The sequence below is a fragment of the Brevundimonas sp. AJA228-03 genome (assembly GCF_017795885.1).
Taxonomy (GTDB): Bacteria; Pseudomonadota; Alphaproteobacteria; order Caulobacterales; family Caulobacteraceae; genus Brevundimonas.
Genome location: NZ_CP059297.1, coordinates 581523 through 598721 on the forward strand (window position 1 = coordinate 581523; position 17199 = coordinate 598721).

General features: G+C 68.6%; 14 protein-coding genes and 1 pseudogene. 8 read left to right on the top strand and 7 right to left on the bottom strand.

All coding sequences use genetic code 11. The annotated features are described in order from the left end of the window. Window positions 1–4: 4 nt before the first annotated feature. Together HZ989_RS02990 and HZ989_RS02995 are read right to left on the bottom strand one after the other, a co-directional pair. A pseudogene (locus HZ989_RS02990) lies at window positions 5–958 on the bottom strand (IS481 family transposase). An 84-nt stretch (window positions 959–1042) separates the two neighbouring features. Then, complete coding sequence (locus tag HZ989_RS02995) at window positions 1043–1465, bottom strand: metallopeptidase family protein (protein ID WP_209322170.1); 423 nt, start codon at window positions 1463–1465, stop codon at window positions 1043–1045. A gap of 84 nt (window positions 1466–1549) precedes the next feature. Between HZ989_RS02995 and HZ989_RS03000 the strand changes: the two genes are divergently transcribed. The 6 genes from HZ989_RS03000 (at window position 1550) to HZ989_RS03025 (ending at window position 10481) form a co-directional block, all read left to right on the top strand. Further along, the gene (locus tag HZ989_RS03000; protein ID WP_209322171.1) at window positions 1550–3880 is read left to right on the top strand and encodes a PAS domain-containing sensor histidine kinase; all 2331 of its coding nucleotides are present in this window, start codon (window positions 1550–1552) and stop codon (window positions 3878–3880) included. A gap of 89 nt (window positions 3881–3969) precedes the next feature. Further along, window positions 3970–4824, top strand: coding sequence for an HAD family hydrolase (locus HZ989_RS03005; RefSeq protein WP_209322172.1), 855 nt, complete (start codon window positions 3970–3972; stop codon window positions 4822–4824). 18 nt (window positions 4825–4842) lie between these two features. Further along, window positions 4843–5793, top strand: a complete 951-nt coding sequence (gene gshB / locus HZ989_RS03010) for a glutathione synthase (RefSeq protein ID WP_209322173.1) — start codon at window positions 4843–4845, stop codon at window positions 5791–5793. An 80-nt stretch (window positions 5794–5873) separates the two neighbouring features. Beyond that, window positions 5874–7451, top strand: coding sequence for a YifB family Mg chelatase-like AAA ATPase (locus tag HZ989_RS03015; RefSeq protein ID WP_209322174.1), 1578 nt, complete (start codon window positions 5874–5876; stop codon window positions 7449–7451). A gap of 55 nt (window positions 7452–7506) precedes the next feature. Next, entirely contained in the window at window positions 7507–9066 is a 1560-nt protein-coding gene (locus HZ989_RS03020; protein WP_209322175.1) for a response regulator, read from the top strand. A gap of 38 nt (window positions 9067–9104) precedes the next feature. Further along, complete coding sequence (locus HZ989_RS03025; RefSeq protein WP_209322176.1) at window positions 9105–10481, top strand: MFS transporter; 1377 nt, start codon at window positions 9105–9107, stop codon at window positions 10479–10481. 21 nt (window positions 10482–10502) lie between these two features. Here the strand turns inward: HZ989_RS03025 and HZ989_RS03030 are convergent, their stop codons facing one another. Beyond that, window positions 10503–12869 carry an NADP-dependent malic enzyme gene (locus HZ989_RS03030; protein ID WP_209322177.1) on the bottom strand — a complete coding sequence of 789 codons (2367 nt, stop codon included), beginning with the start codon at window positions 12867–12869 and terminating at the stop codon, window positions 10503–10505. Window positions 12870–13199: 330 nt separating this feature from the next. On the opposite strand from HZ989_RS03030, the gene HZ989_RS03035 reads away from it, so the two are divergent. Beyond that, window positions 13200–14033 (top strand): hypothetical protein, encoded by an 834-nt coding sequence (locus tag HZ989_RS03035; protein ID WP_209322178.1) that lies wholly within the window; start codon window positions 13200–13202, stop codon window positions 14031–14033. Here HZ989_RS03035 and pyrF read toward each other — a convergent pair. Then, the gene (gene pyrF / locus HZ989_RS03040) at window positions 14030–14749 is read right to left on the bottom strand and encodes an orotidine-5'-phosphate decarboxylase (protein ID WP_209322179.1); all 720 of its coding nucleotides are present in this window, start codon (window positions 14747–14749) and stop codon (window positions 14030–14032) included. The genes HZ989_RS03035 and pyrF overlap by 4 nt on opposite strands. Window positions 14750–14834: 85 nt before the next feature. Between pyrF and HZ989_RS03045 the strand changes: the two genes are divergently transcribed. Next, on the top strand, window positions 14835–15533 hold the full coding sequence (locus tag HZ989_RS03045; protein ID WP_209322180.1) for a MarC family protein: 699 nt from the start codon (window positions 14835–14837) through the stop codon (window positions 15531–15533). 9 nt (window positions 15534–15542) lie between these two features. Here the strand turns inward: HZ989_RS03045 and HZ989_RS03050 are convergent, their stop codons facing one another. Genes HZ989_RS03050 through HZ989_RS03060 form a run of 3 tightly spaced genes read right to left on the bottom strand, consistent with a single transcriptional unit; the run spans window position 15543 to window position 17186 of the window. Beyond that, on the bottom strand, window positions 15543–15875 hold the full coding sequence (locus tag HZ989_RS03050) for a hypothetical protein (protein ID WP_209322181.1): 333 nt from the start codon (window positions 15873–15875) through the stop codon (window positions 15543–15545). 10 nt (window positions 15876–15885) lie between these two features. Then, window positions 15886–16683: an SDR family oxidoreductase gene (locus HZ989_RS03055; RefSeq protein WP_209322182.1), complete on the bottom strand. Its 798-nt coding sequence runs from the start codon at window positions 16681–16683 to the stop codon at window positions 15886–15888. A gap of 8 nt (window positions 16684–16691) precedes the next feature. After that, window positions 16692–17186, bottom strand: a complete 495-nt coding sequence (locus HZ989_RS03060; RefSeq protein WP_209322183.1) for an Rrf2 family transcriptional regulator — start codon at window positions 17184–17186, stop codon at window positions 16692–16694. Window positions 17187–17199: the final 13 nt, after the last annotated feature.

The following is a 17199-nucleotide window of genomic DNA, read 5'->3' on the forward strand; positions in this document are numbered from 1 at the left end:
ACACCTAGTTGTGGAGCCTCAACAGGTTGTCCCCAGTGAGGGCGAGTCTGCTGATGGGTGTTTGTCGTTTGATGCCGCCGTGTGGTCGATGCCAGTTGTATCGGTGTAGCCAGAACGGAAGCTCGGCGGCGCGTCGATCCGAGCTCTGGTATTTCTGTGCGTAAGCCCATTCGCGCAGGGCGGTCTGGATGAAGCGCTCGGCCTTGCCGTTGGTCTTTGGCGTGTAGGGTTTTGTGCGGATGTGCCTGAGGCCCAGCGCCTTGCAGGCGTCGCGGAAGGCGAAGGCTTTGTAGCATGAGCCGTTGTCGGTCATGACCCGGGTCACGGTGACGCCGAGTCCGGCGTAGTACTCGATAGCCGCCTTCAGGAAGGGGACGGCGCTCGAGGCCTTCTCGTCGGGCCGTATCTGGCTGAAGGCGATGCGTGAGGCGTCGTCGATGCAGACGTGGACGAACTCCCAGCCGACGCCGCGCCCGTTGGACTGTCTGGTTCGATCGCCGGTGACGCGGTGGCCGGGCTGGTCGAAGCGGCCCAGTTTCTTGATGTCGATGTGGATCATGTCGCCGGGAAGGTCGCGCTCGTAGCGGCGAACCGGCTCAGGCGGTTCCAGGTCGCGGATGCGGCTGAGGCGGACGCGGCGCAGGATCCGGCTGACCGTGGTAACGACACCTTGGCGTCGCGGGCGATCTGCTGGCCCGTGAAGCGCTGCTTACGCAGGGCGATAATCTGCTCCTGGACCCTGTCGGGTCGGGGCCCGCAGCCGGTGCGGACGCGACGAACGATCCCTCAGACCCGCCGTGCCCTCGGTTCTGAACCGGTTTACCCACTTGCCGACGGTCTTGGGATCGACGCCGAAGGCCGCCGCCACGACCTTGCGCGGCTGGCCCTGATCCACCACCCGCCGCACCAGATCGGCTCGACTATGCGCCGTCAGCCGGGCATTCTCATGCACGTTCATTCGGTCCTCCGAGGAAGTCTCTGAAGTCTGCAACTCCAGCTTCCCCGGCCTGGACCGGATGGACAACCTATTGAGAGCTCACACCTAGTCCTCGTCTTCGATGGCGTGGATGTCGTCGTCGGACAGTCCGAAATGGTGACCGATCTCGTGGATCAGGACGTGGGCGATCAGGTCCGACAGGCCGATGTCGCCCCGTTCGCACCACTCATCCAGAATGGGGCGACGGTACAGAAACACCCGCGACGGCTCCACCGCCGGTCCCAGCCCCTCGCGCCGGCCGATATCGACGCCGTGGTACAGGCCGGTCAGCTCGAAGGGATCCTCGAGCCCGACAGAGGCCAGCGTCTCTTCGTCTGCGAAATCGTCGATCCGCAGCACCACCTCGCCCGCCGCCGATCGAAACGGCTCGGGCAGGGCGTCGAAGGCGGCTCGCGCCACAGCGGCGAAATCGTCCAGCGACGGGGCCAGGCGGTCGGTCCATTCGGCTGAAGCAGTGGTCTGTGGCATGCTGCGGATATCGGTCCGGCAGGGCTTCCGCGCAATCGCGGAAATCAGGCTATGCTCACGAATCGAATCGGCGGGTGAACGGGAATGGACGGAGCCGAGATCGCCTTTGTGGCGACGGCCGGAGCGGCGGGACTGGCGCTGGCCCTTATCGCCTGGGCCTGGCGGCTGAAGCGCGCCCTGGCGCGCCGGGAATCCATGATTGAGTATGGACTGCAGTCGGCCGAGACCGGAACCGTCACGCGGGACGCAGCCCTGGCCGCATTCGGCGACGTGCGGCTGAGCCTGGTGCACGATGCCATGCCGGTCGTGGTGGGAGACGCAGCGCACATCCATTCGGCTCGCACTGGCCTGGCCGCCGCGGAGACCGGCGATCCGGCCCTGGACCTGGCCGAAAGCCTGAACGCACGCCACACGGAAGCCGTTCGCCTGCTGCTGGACGAGGGTCAGCCCTTTGACCTGCGCGACGGAGACTGGCGCATCGAGGGACGGCCGTTCGGTGGCGAGGCCTGGATCGGCCTGTCGCAGCTGTCCGTGTCCGAACGGTCCGACGTCACGCCCGGCGAGGTCCCCGGCGGGCTCGGGGCCGGTCTGATCGCCGACGCGTCGCCCGCGCCGACCTGGGTGGTGGACGGTCAGGGCCAGCTGATCTGGGCCAATCGCGCCTGGCTGGCCGAGGTCCGTGCGCCGTCTCTGGAGGAGGCCCGCGAGGCGGGAGCCGTGTTCGACCGGGGGGCCGACCAGCTGGCGGCCGAGGCGTCTCGCGTGGGCGCGCGTCAGGAGGGCTTCCGCTGGACGGCGGGCGACAGCCGCAGGCGCGCCTGGAAGATCATGGCCGAGCCGCTGGCGGGCGTCGGCGGGCCGGTGCTGGTCTTCGCCATCGACATGACCGAGGCCGAGGAAACCCGCGACACCCTGCGCCGCCACGTCACGGCGCACGACGAGACGCTGAACCACCTGGCCGATGCGGTGGCCATCTTTGGCCCGTCACGGAAGCTCGCCTTTCACAACACCGCCTTCCAGACCCTGTTCACCCTCGACCCCGCCTGGTTGAACGAGCGGCCGACGCACGGCGAACTCCTTGACCGGTTGCGCCAGCGCCGCATGCTGCCCGAGGTCATCGACTACGCCGGATGGAAGGCCCGGGAGCTGGAGTTCTACGGCGCGGCCGAAGCGGCCCCGGACGACAGCTGGTCCCTGCCGGACGGACGGACTCTCAGGGTCGTGCGACAGCCGCACCCGCTGGGCGGAATCCTGCTGATCTTCTCCGACATCACCGGTGAGCTGTCCCTGCGCAGCCGCTTCAATGCCCAGCTGCAGGTCCAGACCGCGACGCTGGACAAGCTGAACGACGCCGTGGCCGTGTTCGGGTCGGACGGCCGCCTGCGCCTGCACAATGAGGCGTTCGAGACCTTCTGGGCCGTGTCGGCCGAACGACTGGAAGCGGCGGGCGACTTCGACGCCGTAGCCGAACTGTGCAAGGGTGCCCTGCCCGACGCCGCCCTGTGGCTGGGGCTGAAGGCGCGGGTCGCCGACCCCGATCCGGAAAGCCGCGTGGCGGTCCAGGGCGAAGGGCGCACGACCGATGGCCGGATCGCCGCCTGGCAGACCCGACCCCTGCCCGATGGCGCGACCCTGGTGGCCTTTTCCGACGTCACGGCCCGGCGGGAGCTGGAACAGGCCCTGGCCCAGCGGGAGGCGGCCCTGAAGGAAAGCCAGGCGCTGAAACGCGAGTTCGTCGGCTCGGTCAGCTATGAGCTGCGGACCCCCCTGACGACCATCGTCGGCTATTCCGAATTGCTGGAAAGCATGGGCGACCTCCCCGATCGCAGCCGCCAGCATGCCGGAGCCATCCGCATCGCGGCAGGGCAACTGGCCCGCTCGATCGACGACGTGCTGGACATGGCCCAGATCGACGCCGGGGAGATGGAGCTGTCGCTCGGCGACGTGCGCATCCGCGACCTGTTCGCCGAGGCGATCGAGCGTCACCGCCCCCGGATCGAGGGTCGCGGCGCGACGCTGAAGGCCATGGTCCCGACCGATTTGCCCCCGGTCCGGGCCGATGCGCGGCGTCTGATTCAGGCCCTGGATCACCTGCTCGAAAACGCGACACGATCCGTGTCCGAGGGCGGAGCGGTCGTGCTGAAGGCCGAACTGAACGGCACCGAGGTCCGAATCCGGGTTGAGGACACCGGGCGGGGCATCCCCTATCACATCCAGGCCCTGGTCTTCGACCGGTTCGTCAAGCGCGAGCGCGGCGGACCCGGTGTCGGCCTGGCCCTGGTCAAGGCCCTGGTCGAACTGCACGGCGGCTGGGCCGAGGTGGAGTCCGAACCCGGCAAGGGTGCCGCCTTCATCCTGCACCTGCCGCTGGACGCGACCGGGGCTGCGGTGGTGCCGGAACTGGCCCTGGGTTGAGGCCGTATAGGCCACGGCGACGCATCGGGGCTTGAGCCCAACGACCCTCTTGCCTACTGGCTGCTGCCTGTTGCCATTCGGAGGCCATCATGGCCGACCTCCTCAAGACCGCCCTGATCTACGATTTCGACGGCACCCTGGCGCGTGGGAACATGCAGGAGGTGACCTTCATCCCCTCGGTCGGCATGGGGATCGGTGACTTCTGGGGCGAGGCGGACCGGCTGACCCGGTCGGCCGATGGCGACAACATCCTGATGTACATGCAGTTGATGCTGCAGCGGGCGCGCGAGAACGGCACGCCGATCACCAGGAGCACCCTGCGCGAGCACGGCGAGGACGTGAAACTGTTCGACGGGCTGAAGTCCGACCTGACCGGTCCCGGCTGGTTCGGGCGGATCGACGCGGTGGGCGCGAGATACGGCCTGGACATCGAACACTACATCATTTCGGCCGGGCTGGAGGAGATGATCGAGGGCTGTCCGATCCGCGACGCCTTCCACCACGTCTTCGCGTCCAAATTCGCCTATGACGACCACGGGGTGGCGATCTGGCCGGCCGTCGGCGTCAACTACACGACCAAGACCCAGTATCTGTTCCGCATCAACAAGGGGGTGCTGAACCACTGGGACCATGAGCGGATCAACAAATTCGTGCCCGACGACGACCGGGCCGTGCCGTTCGAGCGGATGATCTTCCTGGGCGACGGGGACACCGATGTCCCGACCATGAAGATGATGCATACCAAGGGCGGCTATTCGATCGCGGTCTATGATCCCCGGAACTCCGAGAAGGACCAGAAGAAGATCTACAGCCTGATCTCCGAGGACCGGGTGAATTTCGTGGCCGCCGCCGACTATCGCGAGGGCCAGCCGCTGGACCTGATCGTCAAGGGCCTGATCGGCCGCATTGCCATCAACGCCGGCACCATGCCGGCCGTCGACTGATCGACGAAGGACATTCACATGCTGCGCGTCGCTGTTCAGATGGACCCCATCGAAGGGGTCAACATCGCCTCGGACACCACCTTCTTTCTGATGATGGAGGCGCAGCAGCGTGGCCATGCGCTGTGGGTCCATGACTTCCGCACCCTGGCGCTGGAGGACCGCAGCCTGTCGTGCCGCGCCCGGCCGGTGACGATCCGCCAGGTCCACGGGGATCACGTTTCGTTCGGACCGGAGGTGAAGCTGGACCTGGGCCGCGATGTCGATGTGATCCTGATGCGTCAGGACCCGCCGTTCGACATGGCCTATGTCACCGCCACCTATCTGCTGGAAACGGTCCACCCGCGCACCCTGGTGGTCAACGACCCGGCCGAGGTCCGCTCCGCACCCGAAAAACTGTTCGCCACGCGTTTCGAGGGCGTCCAGCCGCCGACGCTGATCAGCGCGGACCCGGTCGCCCTGGTTGAATTCCACGAACGCCACGGCGACGTCGTGCTCAAGCCCCTGCACGGGGCGGCGGGATCGGGCGTGGTGCGGCTGAAGGCGGACGATCCGAATCTTGAGGCCCTTGTCGAGATCCACATGGCGGGGTCACGGGATCCGCTGGTGATCCAGAAATTTATCCCCGCCGTGTCAAAGGGTGACAAGCGCATCATCCTGATCGACGGCGAGCCGGTCGGGGCCATCAACCGCGTGCCCGCCGATGGCCAGGTGCGCTCCAACCTGCGGGTCGGGGGCACGGCTGCGCCGGTCGAGCTGACGCCGCGCGATCTGGAAATCTGCGCCATCGTCGGGCCGGTGCTGAAGGAAAAGGGCTTGCTGTTCGTCGGCATCGACGTGATCGGCGACTATCTGACCGAGATCAATGTGACCTCGCCGACCGGTGCGGTCCAGCTGAAGGACTTCACCGGCATCGATGCGGCGTCGATCCTGTGGGACGTGATCGAGGCGAAGCGTATTCCGAACGGCTGACGCGCGTCAGGCGGGCATATCGCCCCACTTGCAACCTGGATTTGTTTATGTTTTGATCCCTGCGAACCATGGGGCGAAACATGCTGGCCAGCATCGCGACGGTGGCGTTCGAGGGGGTCGAGGCGCGCCGCGTCACCGTGGAGGTGCAACTGGTCGGCAAGGACGGCGAGACGGTCTTCTCCATCGTGGGCCTGCCGGACAAGGCGGTGGCCGAGAGCCGGGAGCGGGTGCGCGGGGCGTTCGCCGGCATCGGCCTGGCGCTGCCGGCCAAGCGGATCATCGCCAACCTGGCCCCCGCCGACCTGCCCAAGGAAGGCAGTCATTTCGACCTGCCGATCGCCCTGGCCCTGCTGGCGGCGCTCGGCGTGATCCAGCCCGATGCGCTTCAGGGCTGGGCGGCTCTGGGGGAGCTGGGCCTCGACGGACGGATCCAGCCGGTGGGCGGCACATTGCCGGCCGCGGTCGCCGCCTCGGCCATGGGGCTGGGCCTGATCTGCCCCGAGGCGAACGGGCCGGAGGCGGCCTGGGCGGGCGACGTCTCGATCCTGGCCCCCCGGTCCCTGATCGGTCTGATCAACCATTTCAAGGGCACGACCATCCTGCGCGCGCCCGAGCCGGGGCCGGTGCGGTCGGGAACGGCCGTGCCTGACCTGCGCGACGTCAAGGGTCAGGAAAGCGCCAAGCGGGCTCTGGAGGTCGCCGCCGCCGGGGGCCACAACCTTCTGTTCGTCGGCCCGCCCGGATCGGGCAAGTCGATGATGGCCCAGCGCCTGCCGGGCCTGCTGCCGCCGCTGACGCCGACGGAGCTGCTGGAAACCTCCATGGTCTGGTCGATCGCCGGGCTGATCGAGCGCGGAGCCCTGACGCGCGAGCGGCCGTTCCGCAGCCCCCACCACTCCGCCTCCATGGCCGCCCTGACTGGCGGGGGCCTGCGCGCCAGGCCGGGCGAGGCGTCGCTGGCGCACAACGGCGTGCTGTTCCTGGATGAACTGCCCGAATATTCGGCCCAGGCGCTCGACAGTCTGCGCGCGCCGCTGGAAACGGGCGAAATCGTCGTTGCCCGCGCCAATGCCCATGTCCGTTATCCGGCGCGTTTCCAGCTGGTGGCGGCCATGAATCCCTGCCGCTGTGGCCTCGGCGGCGCGGGGAAAGGGGCGTGCGGCAAGGCCCCCCGGTGCCAGCGCGACTATCAAAACCGCATTTCCGGCCCGATGTTCGACCGCATCGACCTGACGGTCGAGACCCCGCCCGTCACTGCCGCCGACATGGCCCTGCCCAGCCCGGCGGAGGGCACCGCCGAGGCGGCGGCGCGCGTCGCCGTCGCCCGCGCCATGCAGGAGGACCGGGTGCGGGAGGCGGGACTGGACCCGATGCAGGCCCTGAACGCCCGGTCTTCGGGCGAGGTGCTTGAGCGATTCGCCACGCCGGACGCGGCCGGTCGCGCCCTGCTGATGCGGGCGGGCGAGGCCGGGGGGCTGACCGCGCGCGGCTGGACCCGGACCCTGCGGCTGGCCCGGACCATCGCCGATCTGGAAGGCGCGACCGGGGTCCTCCGCCGCCACATCGCCGAGGCCCTGATCTATCGCCGGTCCACCGTCGGCGCCCAGGGCGACTTCGAGCGGCAGGGGGGCGGACAGGCTGCGATGCCCGCCTGGTAGCCGATAGGCGGTCGTTAACGCCTTTCGCCCACTCTCCGTCCCAGCGGAGGCGGGCATGGCGCGGCGAACCAGGGCGAGCACGGCAGCGGACACGACCCCGGTGACGAATCTGGGCGGGGCGGATCCCTTCCTGCGACTGATGAGCCACGAGATGCGCACGCCGCTGAACGGCGTCATCGGCATGCTGGGCCTTCTGACACGCACTCGACTGGACGGCGCACAGCGCGCCTATGCCGAGGCCGCCCGGGATTCGGCCGAGCACCTGCTGGGCCTCGTCAACGACCTGCTGGACTATGCCCGGCTCGAAGCCGGCAAGCTGGAATTCGACCTCGCGCCCGTCGATCCCGAAGGCCTGGTGCGCGGCGTCGCGGAACTGCTGAGCCCTCGCGCCCACGAAAAGGGGCTGGAAATCGTGTGGTCGGTCGGCACCGATGCAACCGACATCATGGCCGACGAGGGCCGACTGCGTCAGGTCCTGTTCAACCTGGCCGGAAACGCGGTCAAGTTCAGCGACACCGGCGGTGTCCGCATTGCCGTTGAGCGGGCGGGCGGGACCGACGTCCGGCCGGTGCTGGCCTTCATCGTCGACGACACGGGGCCGGGTATTCCAGCCGAGGCCCGCGCGCGCATCTTTGAGGAGTTCGGCCACGTCGATGCCTCCGATGCCACGCGCCATGGCGGGGCCGGGCTGGGCCTGGCGGTGGTCCAGAAACTGGCGCGGGCCATGGGCGGGACCGTCACCGTCGAGGATCGCCCCGACGCCGGCGCGGTGCCGGGCTCGCGCTTCCGGTTCGAAGCGGCCTTCGAGGCGGCCCCCGATGCCGCGCCCCGCGCCCGACCGCTGGACGGACTCCTGGTCGCGGTGCGCAGTCCCGACGCGTTCGTCCGTGAGGCCGCAGAGGCCCAGATCGTGGCCAGCGGCGGCTCGCCCTGGCCGACCGGTGACCTGGCGCCCGTGACCCTGGTCGATCATGCCGAGACCCTGAAGACCGGCCAGGCGCTGGCGGCCCTGCCCGAGGGCGGGCGCGGCATCATCCTGCTGAAACCGTCCGAGCGCGAGCTGATCGTCCGCTATCGCGGGATGGGGTTCGCCGGCTACCTGATCAAGCCCCTGCGCCGTGCGTCGCTCGTCGAACGGGTCCTGGCCGCGCATCAGGCGGAGGCCCTGCCCGGCGCCCCGCGCCTCGCGGCCCCTGAGGACGACCGGGTCCTGCCCGTCCGGTTCGCAGGAACGCGGGTGCTGCTGGCGGAGGACAATCCGGTCGGCGCGCTTCTGGCCAGGACCTTGCTGCGGCGCGAGGGCTGCGTCGTCGAGACCGCCGCCACGGGCAGCGAAGCCGTGGCGGCGATGAAGCGCGCCCGGTACGATCTCGTCTTCATGGACATGCGGATGCCGGTCATGGACGGCCCCGCCGCCACCCGCGAGATCCGCGCCGCGGGCGACCGCACGCCCATCGTCGCCCTGACCGCCAACGCCTTCGCCGAGGACCGCAAGGTCTGTCTGGAGGCCGGGATGGACGACCACCTCGTCAAGCCGCTGGAGCTCGAGGCGTTGCGGTCAGCTTTGGTGCGCTGGACGACCGGAGACATCCGCGCCAAGGTCGCGGCCGTATAGCGACGCCGGGGGGGCGTCCGCTGGAGACGCCGATCCTCATGACCCAAGACACGCCAGCGAACGATACGCCCACGCCGAAGACGGCGGCCGGCGCGATGGAGGTGTTCAAGGCCCTGGGCCGGGGTCGGGTGCTGATCGCCCTGGTGATCGGCTTCGGTTCCGGCCTTCCCTTTCTGCTGACGGGCGCGACGCTCAGCCTGTGGCTGCGCGAAGGCGGAGCCGAACTGGCCGCCATTGGCTTCATCTCGTGGGTCGGGCTGGCCTATTCGATGAAGTTCCTGTGGGCCCCGGTGATCGACCGTTTCGACGTGCCGTTCCTCGGCCGGTTCGGACGGCGGCGGGGCTGGATGCTTCTCTCGCAGATCGTCGTCGGCCTGTCCCTGATCGGCATGGCGATCATCGGACCGGAGGGCGGACTGACCGCGCTGGGCATCGCGGCCCTCGTCACGGCCTTCGCCTCCGCCACGCAGGACATCGTCGTGGACGCCTGGCGCATCGAAAGCGCCGACGGCGACGAGGACCAGGCCCTGCTGACATCGGCCTTCCAGCTCGGCTATCGTTTCGCGATCCTCGCGGGCAACGCCCTGATCCTGTTCTTCGCGGCCTGGCTGGGATGGAACGGGGCCTATGCCGTCTGGGGCGCGGCGATGAGTCTGGCCATCATTGCCACCCTGTTCGCCAAGGAGCCCGTGGACCGCCGCACCCTGGCCGAGGTCACCGGTCAGGTCTCCCTTCTGAGTCCACGCGGACTGTTCGACGCCATCGTCGGCCCCTTCCTCACCTTCCTCAAGACCCACGGTGCCGTGGCCTTTCTGATGCTGGCGGCGATCAGCCTGTATCGGTTGCCCGACTTCGTCATGGGGCCGATGGTCGGGCCCTTCTATACCGACCTCGGTCTGGACAAGCCGACGATCGGCGCGATGCGGTTGAGCGTCGGCCTGATCGCGGCCTTCCTCGGCATCGCGGCGGGCGGGCTGTTCGCGGTGCGGTTCGGCTTCGGCAAGACCTTGCTGCTCGGTGCCCTGATCGGCCCGCTGTCCAACCTCGGCTACACCCTCATGGCGGTCGTCGGCCTGTCGACGCCAGTCTTCGGAGGCGTCCTGTTCGTCGAGAATTTCTCGGAAGGCTTCGCAGGCGCGGCCCTGGTCGCCTACATGGCCAGCCTGACCAGCATCGGCTACACCGCGACCCAGTACGCCCTGCTCAGCTCCTTCTATGCCCTGCTCGGAAAGTTCCTGAAGGGATTCTCGGGCGTGGTGGTGGAAAGCCTGGAACCCGGACGGTCCCTTATGGAGGCCTACGCCCTGTTCTTCGCGAGCACGGCGGCGGTCGGAATCCCGGCCGTCCTGCTGTGCTGGCTGCTGCTCAATCACCACCGCAAGACAAGGGACCCGGCCGACCCGGCGACTGCCTGACGCGTCACCCCGCCTGATCGATCATACCGTCGGCGGCACCGCGGTGGCGGCCATCGAGCGTTCGGCCGCCTTGCTGGGATGCGGGGCCTCGACCGTGTCGTCGGGTTCAAAGGCGACGCTGCCGCTTTCCTCATAGGCGGCGAAGGTCGCAGCCGTGATGATCTCCGAGACCGAAGCCCCCAGAGAGACGATCTGAACCGACTTCTCCAGCCCGACCAGCAGCGGCCCGATCACGGTCGCCCCGCCCAGGGCCTGGACCAGCTGGGTCGAGATAGCGGCGGAATGGAGCGCCGGCATGACCAGCACATTGGCGTCCCGGCTCAGCCGCATGAATGGATAGTTGGCCCGCTGGCCCGGATCCAGGGCCAGTTCGGGCGGCATTTCGCCCTCATATTCAAAGTCCACCCCCTTGGCATCCAGGATGCGGATGGCGGCGCGGACATTGTCGCCGCGCTCTCCGGGGGGGTTGCCGAAGGTGGAATAGGACAGGAAGGCCACACGCGGGGTGCGGCCCAGCTTGCGGACCGTCGCCGCCGCCTGGATGGCGATGTCGGCCAATTCATGGGCATCCGGCAGCTCGTGGATCGAGGTGTCGGCCACGAAAATGGTCCGGCCCTTGGCGAGGACGATGGACAGTCCGATCAGGCTGTCCTTCACGTCGAGGACGCGCCGGATCTCCTTCAGCACCATGTTGAAGTTGCGGGTCGTGCCCGTGACCACCGCGTCCGCCTGCCCCCGCGCGACCATGGCGGCGGCGAAATAGTTGCGGTCCTGATTGATCATCCGCTGGACGTCGCGGCGCAGATACCCGCGCCGCTGCAGCTTGTCGTACAGGAAGTCGGTGTATTCGAGGTTGCGCTCGGATACCCGGGCGTTGACGATCTCGATCCCCATGGCGTCGAAGTCGAGCCCGGCCTCGGCGGCGTTCTTGCGAACCAGGTCCTCGCGGCCGAGAAGCACGGGCGTGCCCAGCTCGGCCTGTTTGAAGGCCCAGGCGGCGCGGATGACGGTCGATTCCTCGCCCTCCGCGAACACGATCCTCTTGTTCGGGGCGGCGCGCACGGCCGAGGAAATCTTCTGCATCAGGGCGGCGGAGGGATCGACCCGTTCGCGCAGCCGGGCGCGGTACTCGTCCATATCGTCGATCGGGACGCGGGAAACCCCTGTGTCCATCGCGGCCTGGGCCACGAACGGAGGGATGTACCAGATCAGGCGCGGATCGAAGGGCGTCGGGATGATGTAGTCCGGCCCGAACCTCAGCTTGCGCCCCCGATAGGCCACCGCGACCTCGTCCGGCACGTCCTCGCGCGCCAGCTGGGCCAGGGCGTGGGCGCAGGCGATCTTCATCTCGTGATTGATCTGGCGGGCGCGCACGTCGAGGGCGCCGCGGAACAGATAGGGGAAGGCCAGGACGTTATTGACCTGGTTCACATAGTCCGAGCGGCCGGTGGCGATAATGGCGTCCTTGCGCACGGCCAGAACCTGTTCCGGGGTGATCTCGGGATCCGGATTGGCCATGGCGAAGATGATCGGCCGGGGCGCCATGGAGGCGACCATCGCGGGCGTGATCGCCCCCTTGGCCGACAGACCCAGGACGACGTCGGCCCCGACCATGGCCTCGGCCAGGGTGCGCTTTTCGGTGTCGATGGCGTGGACCGACTTCCACTGGTCCATGCCCTCGGTCCGCCCGCGGTAGATCACGCCGTGCAGATCGACGACCGTGGCGTTTTCCGGCCTGACGCCCAGGGATTTCATCAGGCTCAGGGACGACAGGCCGGCAGCGCCGGCCCCAACCAGTACCATCTTCACGTCCTCGAACCGGCGCCCGGTGATGTGACAGGCGTTGATCAGGCCCGCCGTGGAGATGATGGCGGTGCCGTGCTGGTCGTCGTGGAAGACCGGAATGTCCAGCTGGTCCTGAAGCTCGCTCTCGATCACGAAACATTCGGGGGATTTGATGTCCTCCAGATTGATCCCGCCCCAGGTGTCGCCGATGTTCTTGACCACGGTGATGAATTCGTCCGGGTCGGTGGTCTTGACCTCGACATCGAAGCTGTCGACGTCGGCGAACCGCTTGAACAGGACGGCCTTGCCCTCCATCACCGGCTTGGACGCCATATGGCCCAGATGGCCCAGGCCCAGGATGGCCGTGCCGTTCGAGATCACGGCGACCAGATTGCCCTTGGACGTATAGTCGTAGGCCAGGTCCGGATTGTCGGCGATGGCACGCACCGGCACCGCCACGCCCGGCGAATAGGCCAGGGACAGGTCACGCTGGGTCGCCATCGGCTTGATCGGAGCCATGGAGATCTTGCCCGGCAGCGGCAGCCGGTGGAAATCCAGGGCCTCCTGATCGGAAAAGGTCTGTTTGTCGGTCTGGTCGGGCATGGGTCAGCAAGCCTTTGAAAGGAGCCGGACTGTCGTAGCGACGGGGGGTGCCGCCGACAACCGTCGAGCGCTTTCCCGGCGGGACCCGGTATCGGCTTCACGCCGGGGAGGGGAGTTTTACCACGTTTGGAAAGCATACCTCCCGCCTCAGGCGCATCCGGAACCGAAGCGCGATCTGACGCTCTAGGCTGCACGCCATGCGTGGAGTCTCGCCCAGTGAAAACCCTTCTGATCTCGACATTCGCCGCCATTACGCTGTTGGCCGGGCCCGCCTCGGCCGGTGAACACAGCGGACCACCCGGCGGCGGCCACCCTGGGGGAGGCGGCTGCATGAGCGGCTGCGGCGGCGGCGGTCACCCCGGCGGCGGCTATGGCGGTCACCACCCGGGGTACGGTGGCGGAAACGTCAACACCAACGTCAATGTCAATGTGAACGCCAACGCCGGGGCCGATGCCGGTTCGTATGCCGGGGCCGGTGCGGTCATCAATGCGCGCGGCTATGATGTCGGGGCGATCCGGGGCGGCGGTGGCTATGGCGGCGCGATCGTCTCGGGCAGCGGCTATGGCGGCTGGGATTCGCTGGGCTATGGCGGCAACGTCGGCGCGGTGGTCGTCCGTGGTCCCGGCTATGGCCCCAGTCGTCCGTTCGGCTATGCCGTGCGCGGGTTCGGACGGCGCTATGTGACCACGGACCGGTGCGGATCGTGCGGCGCGCCGCCTCCGCCTCCGCCTCCGCCGTCCTGCTACGTCAGCTGCGACGGCGGCTACGATCACGGAAACCGGTATTCGGATCGTGATCCGCATGGTCGGAGCGACTGCCGCTGCGGGGGCCCGCGCTATGTGGCCCAGCCCTACTACGCCGCCCCGCAGGAGTCGGTCGAATATCGCGATCACGACTACCAGGCCAGCATGGAAGGCCGGGGCTATGTGCAACAGGGCTATTCGTCCGGGGGCTACGAACGCTATGAAGGCCAGCCCTATGGCAGCGGCTATGGAGCCCCGGTCCCTGCGCCTCGTCCCTATGCACCGGCCGCCCACGCGCCCCGGGTGATCGAGCAGGCCCCCGTCTATATTCAGGCGCCGCCGGGATACTACGGCGACCTGCCCCCCGACGACGACGGGGTCAGCCTGCCCTATCGGCAGGAGCCGGGCGAGCGGGGTTAGGCCACTCCGGCCATTTCGGCGACGATCGCGGCAGCGGCCCTGACGGGGTCGGAGGCCGCGATGACGGGCCGGGCGACCACCAGATGGGTGGCCCCGGCGCGCAGGGCGGCAGACGGGGTAGCCACGCGCTGCTGGTCATCGACCTCGGCTCCGACGGGGCGAACGCCCGGCGTGACGATCAGGAAGTCGGGACGGCCCGCCCCGGTCGCGATCTGGCGCACCCGGTCAGCCTCCAGCGGGCTGGAGACGACACCGTCGACGCCGCAATCAAGGGCCTGATGGACGCGGGCCTCGACCAGATCACGGGCGCGGGCGGAATAGCCGATCGCCTTCAGGTCCTCGTCCGAAAGGCTGGTCATGACGGTGACGGCCAGGATCTTCGTCGCCAGTCCGCCGCGACCCTTGACGGCGGCCCGCATCACCTGCGGCTCGGCGTGGACGGTCAGCAGGTCGCAGCCGCCCTCGGCCACCGAGCGCGCCGCGCCTTCCACCTGGGCGCCGATGTCATGCAGTTTCCAGTCCTGGAACACCTGCTTGCCCCTGTCGCGCAGGCCGTGGGCGAAGGCGACGCCGCCGGGGCGCGCCAGCAGGGTCAGCCCGACCTTGTAGACGCTCACGCCGTCGCCCAGCTGCTCGACCAGGGCACCGGCCGCCTCGACCGAGGGCAGATCGAGGCCGACGATCAGGCGCGGGTCGGACAGGAGAGGCGAGGTCATCGACGGGCTCCGCATGACCGGCTAGACGGGGCGCGAGGGTTCGCGTCGGGCGACCGGCGATTCTTGATGGGCTGAGGGACAGGGAATGAACGCGCTCGATCTGGGGGTCAACCTGTTCGTGGCCCTGTTCGCCCTGGTCGATCCGATCGGCAACATCCCGATCTTCGCCGCCGCGACGACGGGGGCGACCGCGCGCCAGCGACTGTCGGTCTCGGCCCTGATCTGCGTCTTCATCGCCGTCTTTCTGGCCTTCTTCTTCTTCACCGGCCTGTGGCTGCTGCAGTTCTTTGGCATATCGCTGGCGGCGTTCAGGATCGCGGGCGGGATCCTGTTGCTGCTGCTGGGCCTGGACATGACGCGCGGCGACTTCCTGACCATGTTCGCGGACACCGACGCAGCCGCCGACGCCAAGGACGTGCGCGGCTATGCGCAGCGGCGGTTCAAGCGGTTGATCGTGCCCTTCGCCATGCCGCTGCTGATCGGACCGGGAGCCATCTCCACCATCATCATCCAGGCGGGCGAGGCGCAGAAGCTGGGTTATGCCGGAACGGTCGCGGGCATGCTGGCGATCGGGGCGGCGGCCTTCGCGACCTTCGTGACCTTCTCGGCCACGGCGCCGATCAGCCGGGTGCTGGGTGATGTCGGCATGGCGATCATTGTGCGCGTTCTGGGCCTGATCCTGTGCGCCCTGGCGATCCAGTTCATCCTGGCGGGTCTGGGCGAGGCCCTGCCCGGCATGTTCGCCACGGGCGTGACCGCACCTTATCCGACCGGCGGGCATTAGGTCGAAGGACTAAGCCAGGCCGGTCAGCATGATCCTGGCTCCGGCCGCGATCGCCCTCGTCGCCAGGCGCCCCACGACCTCGCCCCTGCGCGCGGGCGAAATCCCGTCACCGATCCGGACCGATCCATTCACACAGGCGCGAGGGCCCAGAGTAACGAAGTCACCGACCACACTGTCATGGGCGACACTGGCGCAGGCATTGGCCAGCAAATGCCGTCCGATCACCCCGTCCGGACTGGCGAGGGCGCAGGCGCTGATCAAGGCGCCCGGCGCGACCTGCGACCCGGCCGCGACGATGCCGCCATCATCCTGTCCTGGCGTCTGATTTGCGGTCGGGCTCAAGCGAGGCGGGTCAAATCCGCTTCAGCCGCCGCGCATGCCCGGCCACCATCCGCAGCGCCAGACCGTCCGGCAGCAGCTTGCCCAGGGCTGCGAGGACATTGTTCATCAGGCCCGGCGTCACGCGCGGCCGGTCGGCCTCGCAGGCGGCATGGGCGACGCGGGCGACGTGGTCCGCCGTCTGCCACATCCAGGCCGGATAGGCCGCTGACACCTGTTCCCGCGAGCCATTGACGTCGTGGAACTCGGTCAGGGTGTAGCCGGGGCACAGGGCGGTAACGTGGACGCCGGTGCCGCGCGTCTCCAGCCACAGCCCCTGGGAGGCCTTGATCAGAAAGCTCTTGATCGGTCCGTACAGGGTATCGCCCCCGGTTGCGGGCATCTGACCGGCCAGGGAGGCCACGTTGATGATCCGCCCGAACCCGCGCTCGACCATGCCGGGCAGGAGGAGCCGCGACAGGGCGACCGGCGCCGACAGCATGACCTGCACCATGGCGGCGTGCCGGGCGGGGTCGGTCGCCAGAAACCCGGTCGTGCGCGAAAAGCCGGCGTTGTTGATCAGGCCATCGACAGTGAGGCCGCGGGCCGCAATGGCCCGGACCAGCCGCTCGGGAGCCTCCGGATCGGCCAGATTTTCCGGGATGACCACGACATCGCTCCCGTGACCGGCTCTGATCTCGTCGGCGAGCCTCGACAGGACCGCTTCCCGGCGCGCGGTCAGGATCAGGTCCCAGCCCGTCTCCGCATAGACCCGCGCCAGGGCGGCACCGATCCCGGCGGAGGCTCCGGTGATGAGGATACGGGGTCGCACCGTCGGGTTCAGGCCGGCACCCGGGCACCGGCCTGAACCGCGCCGGCACAGGCACCATGGACGGCGACGCCGTCGAGCGCCGCCGCGTTCTCGGCGAGCAGATCGGCGATGGTGATGCGGCTGAGAGCCTCCGATGCCGCCTGATCGGCCAGGGTCAGCACCTTGCCGACCTGACGGGGAATATGTTCGCCCACGGGGCAGCCCTTCGCTCCGGCCGGTGCCGAGCCAAGGTGGGCGCAGCCGTTGACAGCCTTCAGCACCACATCCAGCCGGATGTCCTCGGGGCGCAGCAGCAGCCATGAGCCCCCGGACGCGCCCGGACGGGTCGCGATCAGGCCGGCCTTGGCCAGAAGCGCGGTGACGCGGCGAATGACCACGGGGTTCGTCGGGACCGAGGCGGCCAGGACCGCACTGGGCGCCGCGTGCGCGGGGTCGTACGCGCCCTTGTGGGCCAGATAGGCCAGGGCGTGGGCGGCGACGGGAAAGCGTTGGCTGTCTGACATTTGTGTGGGTTCC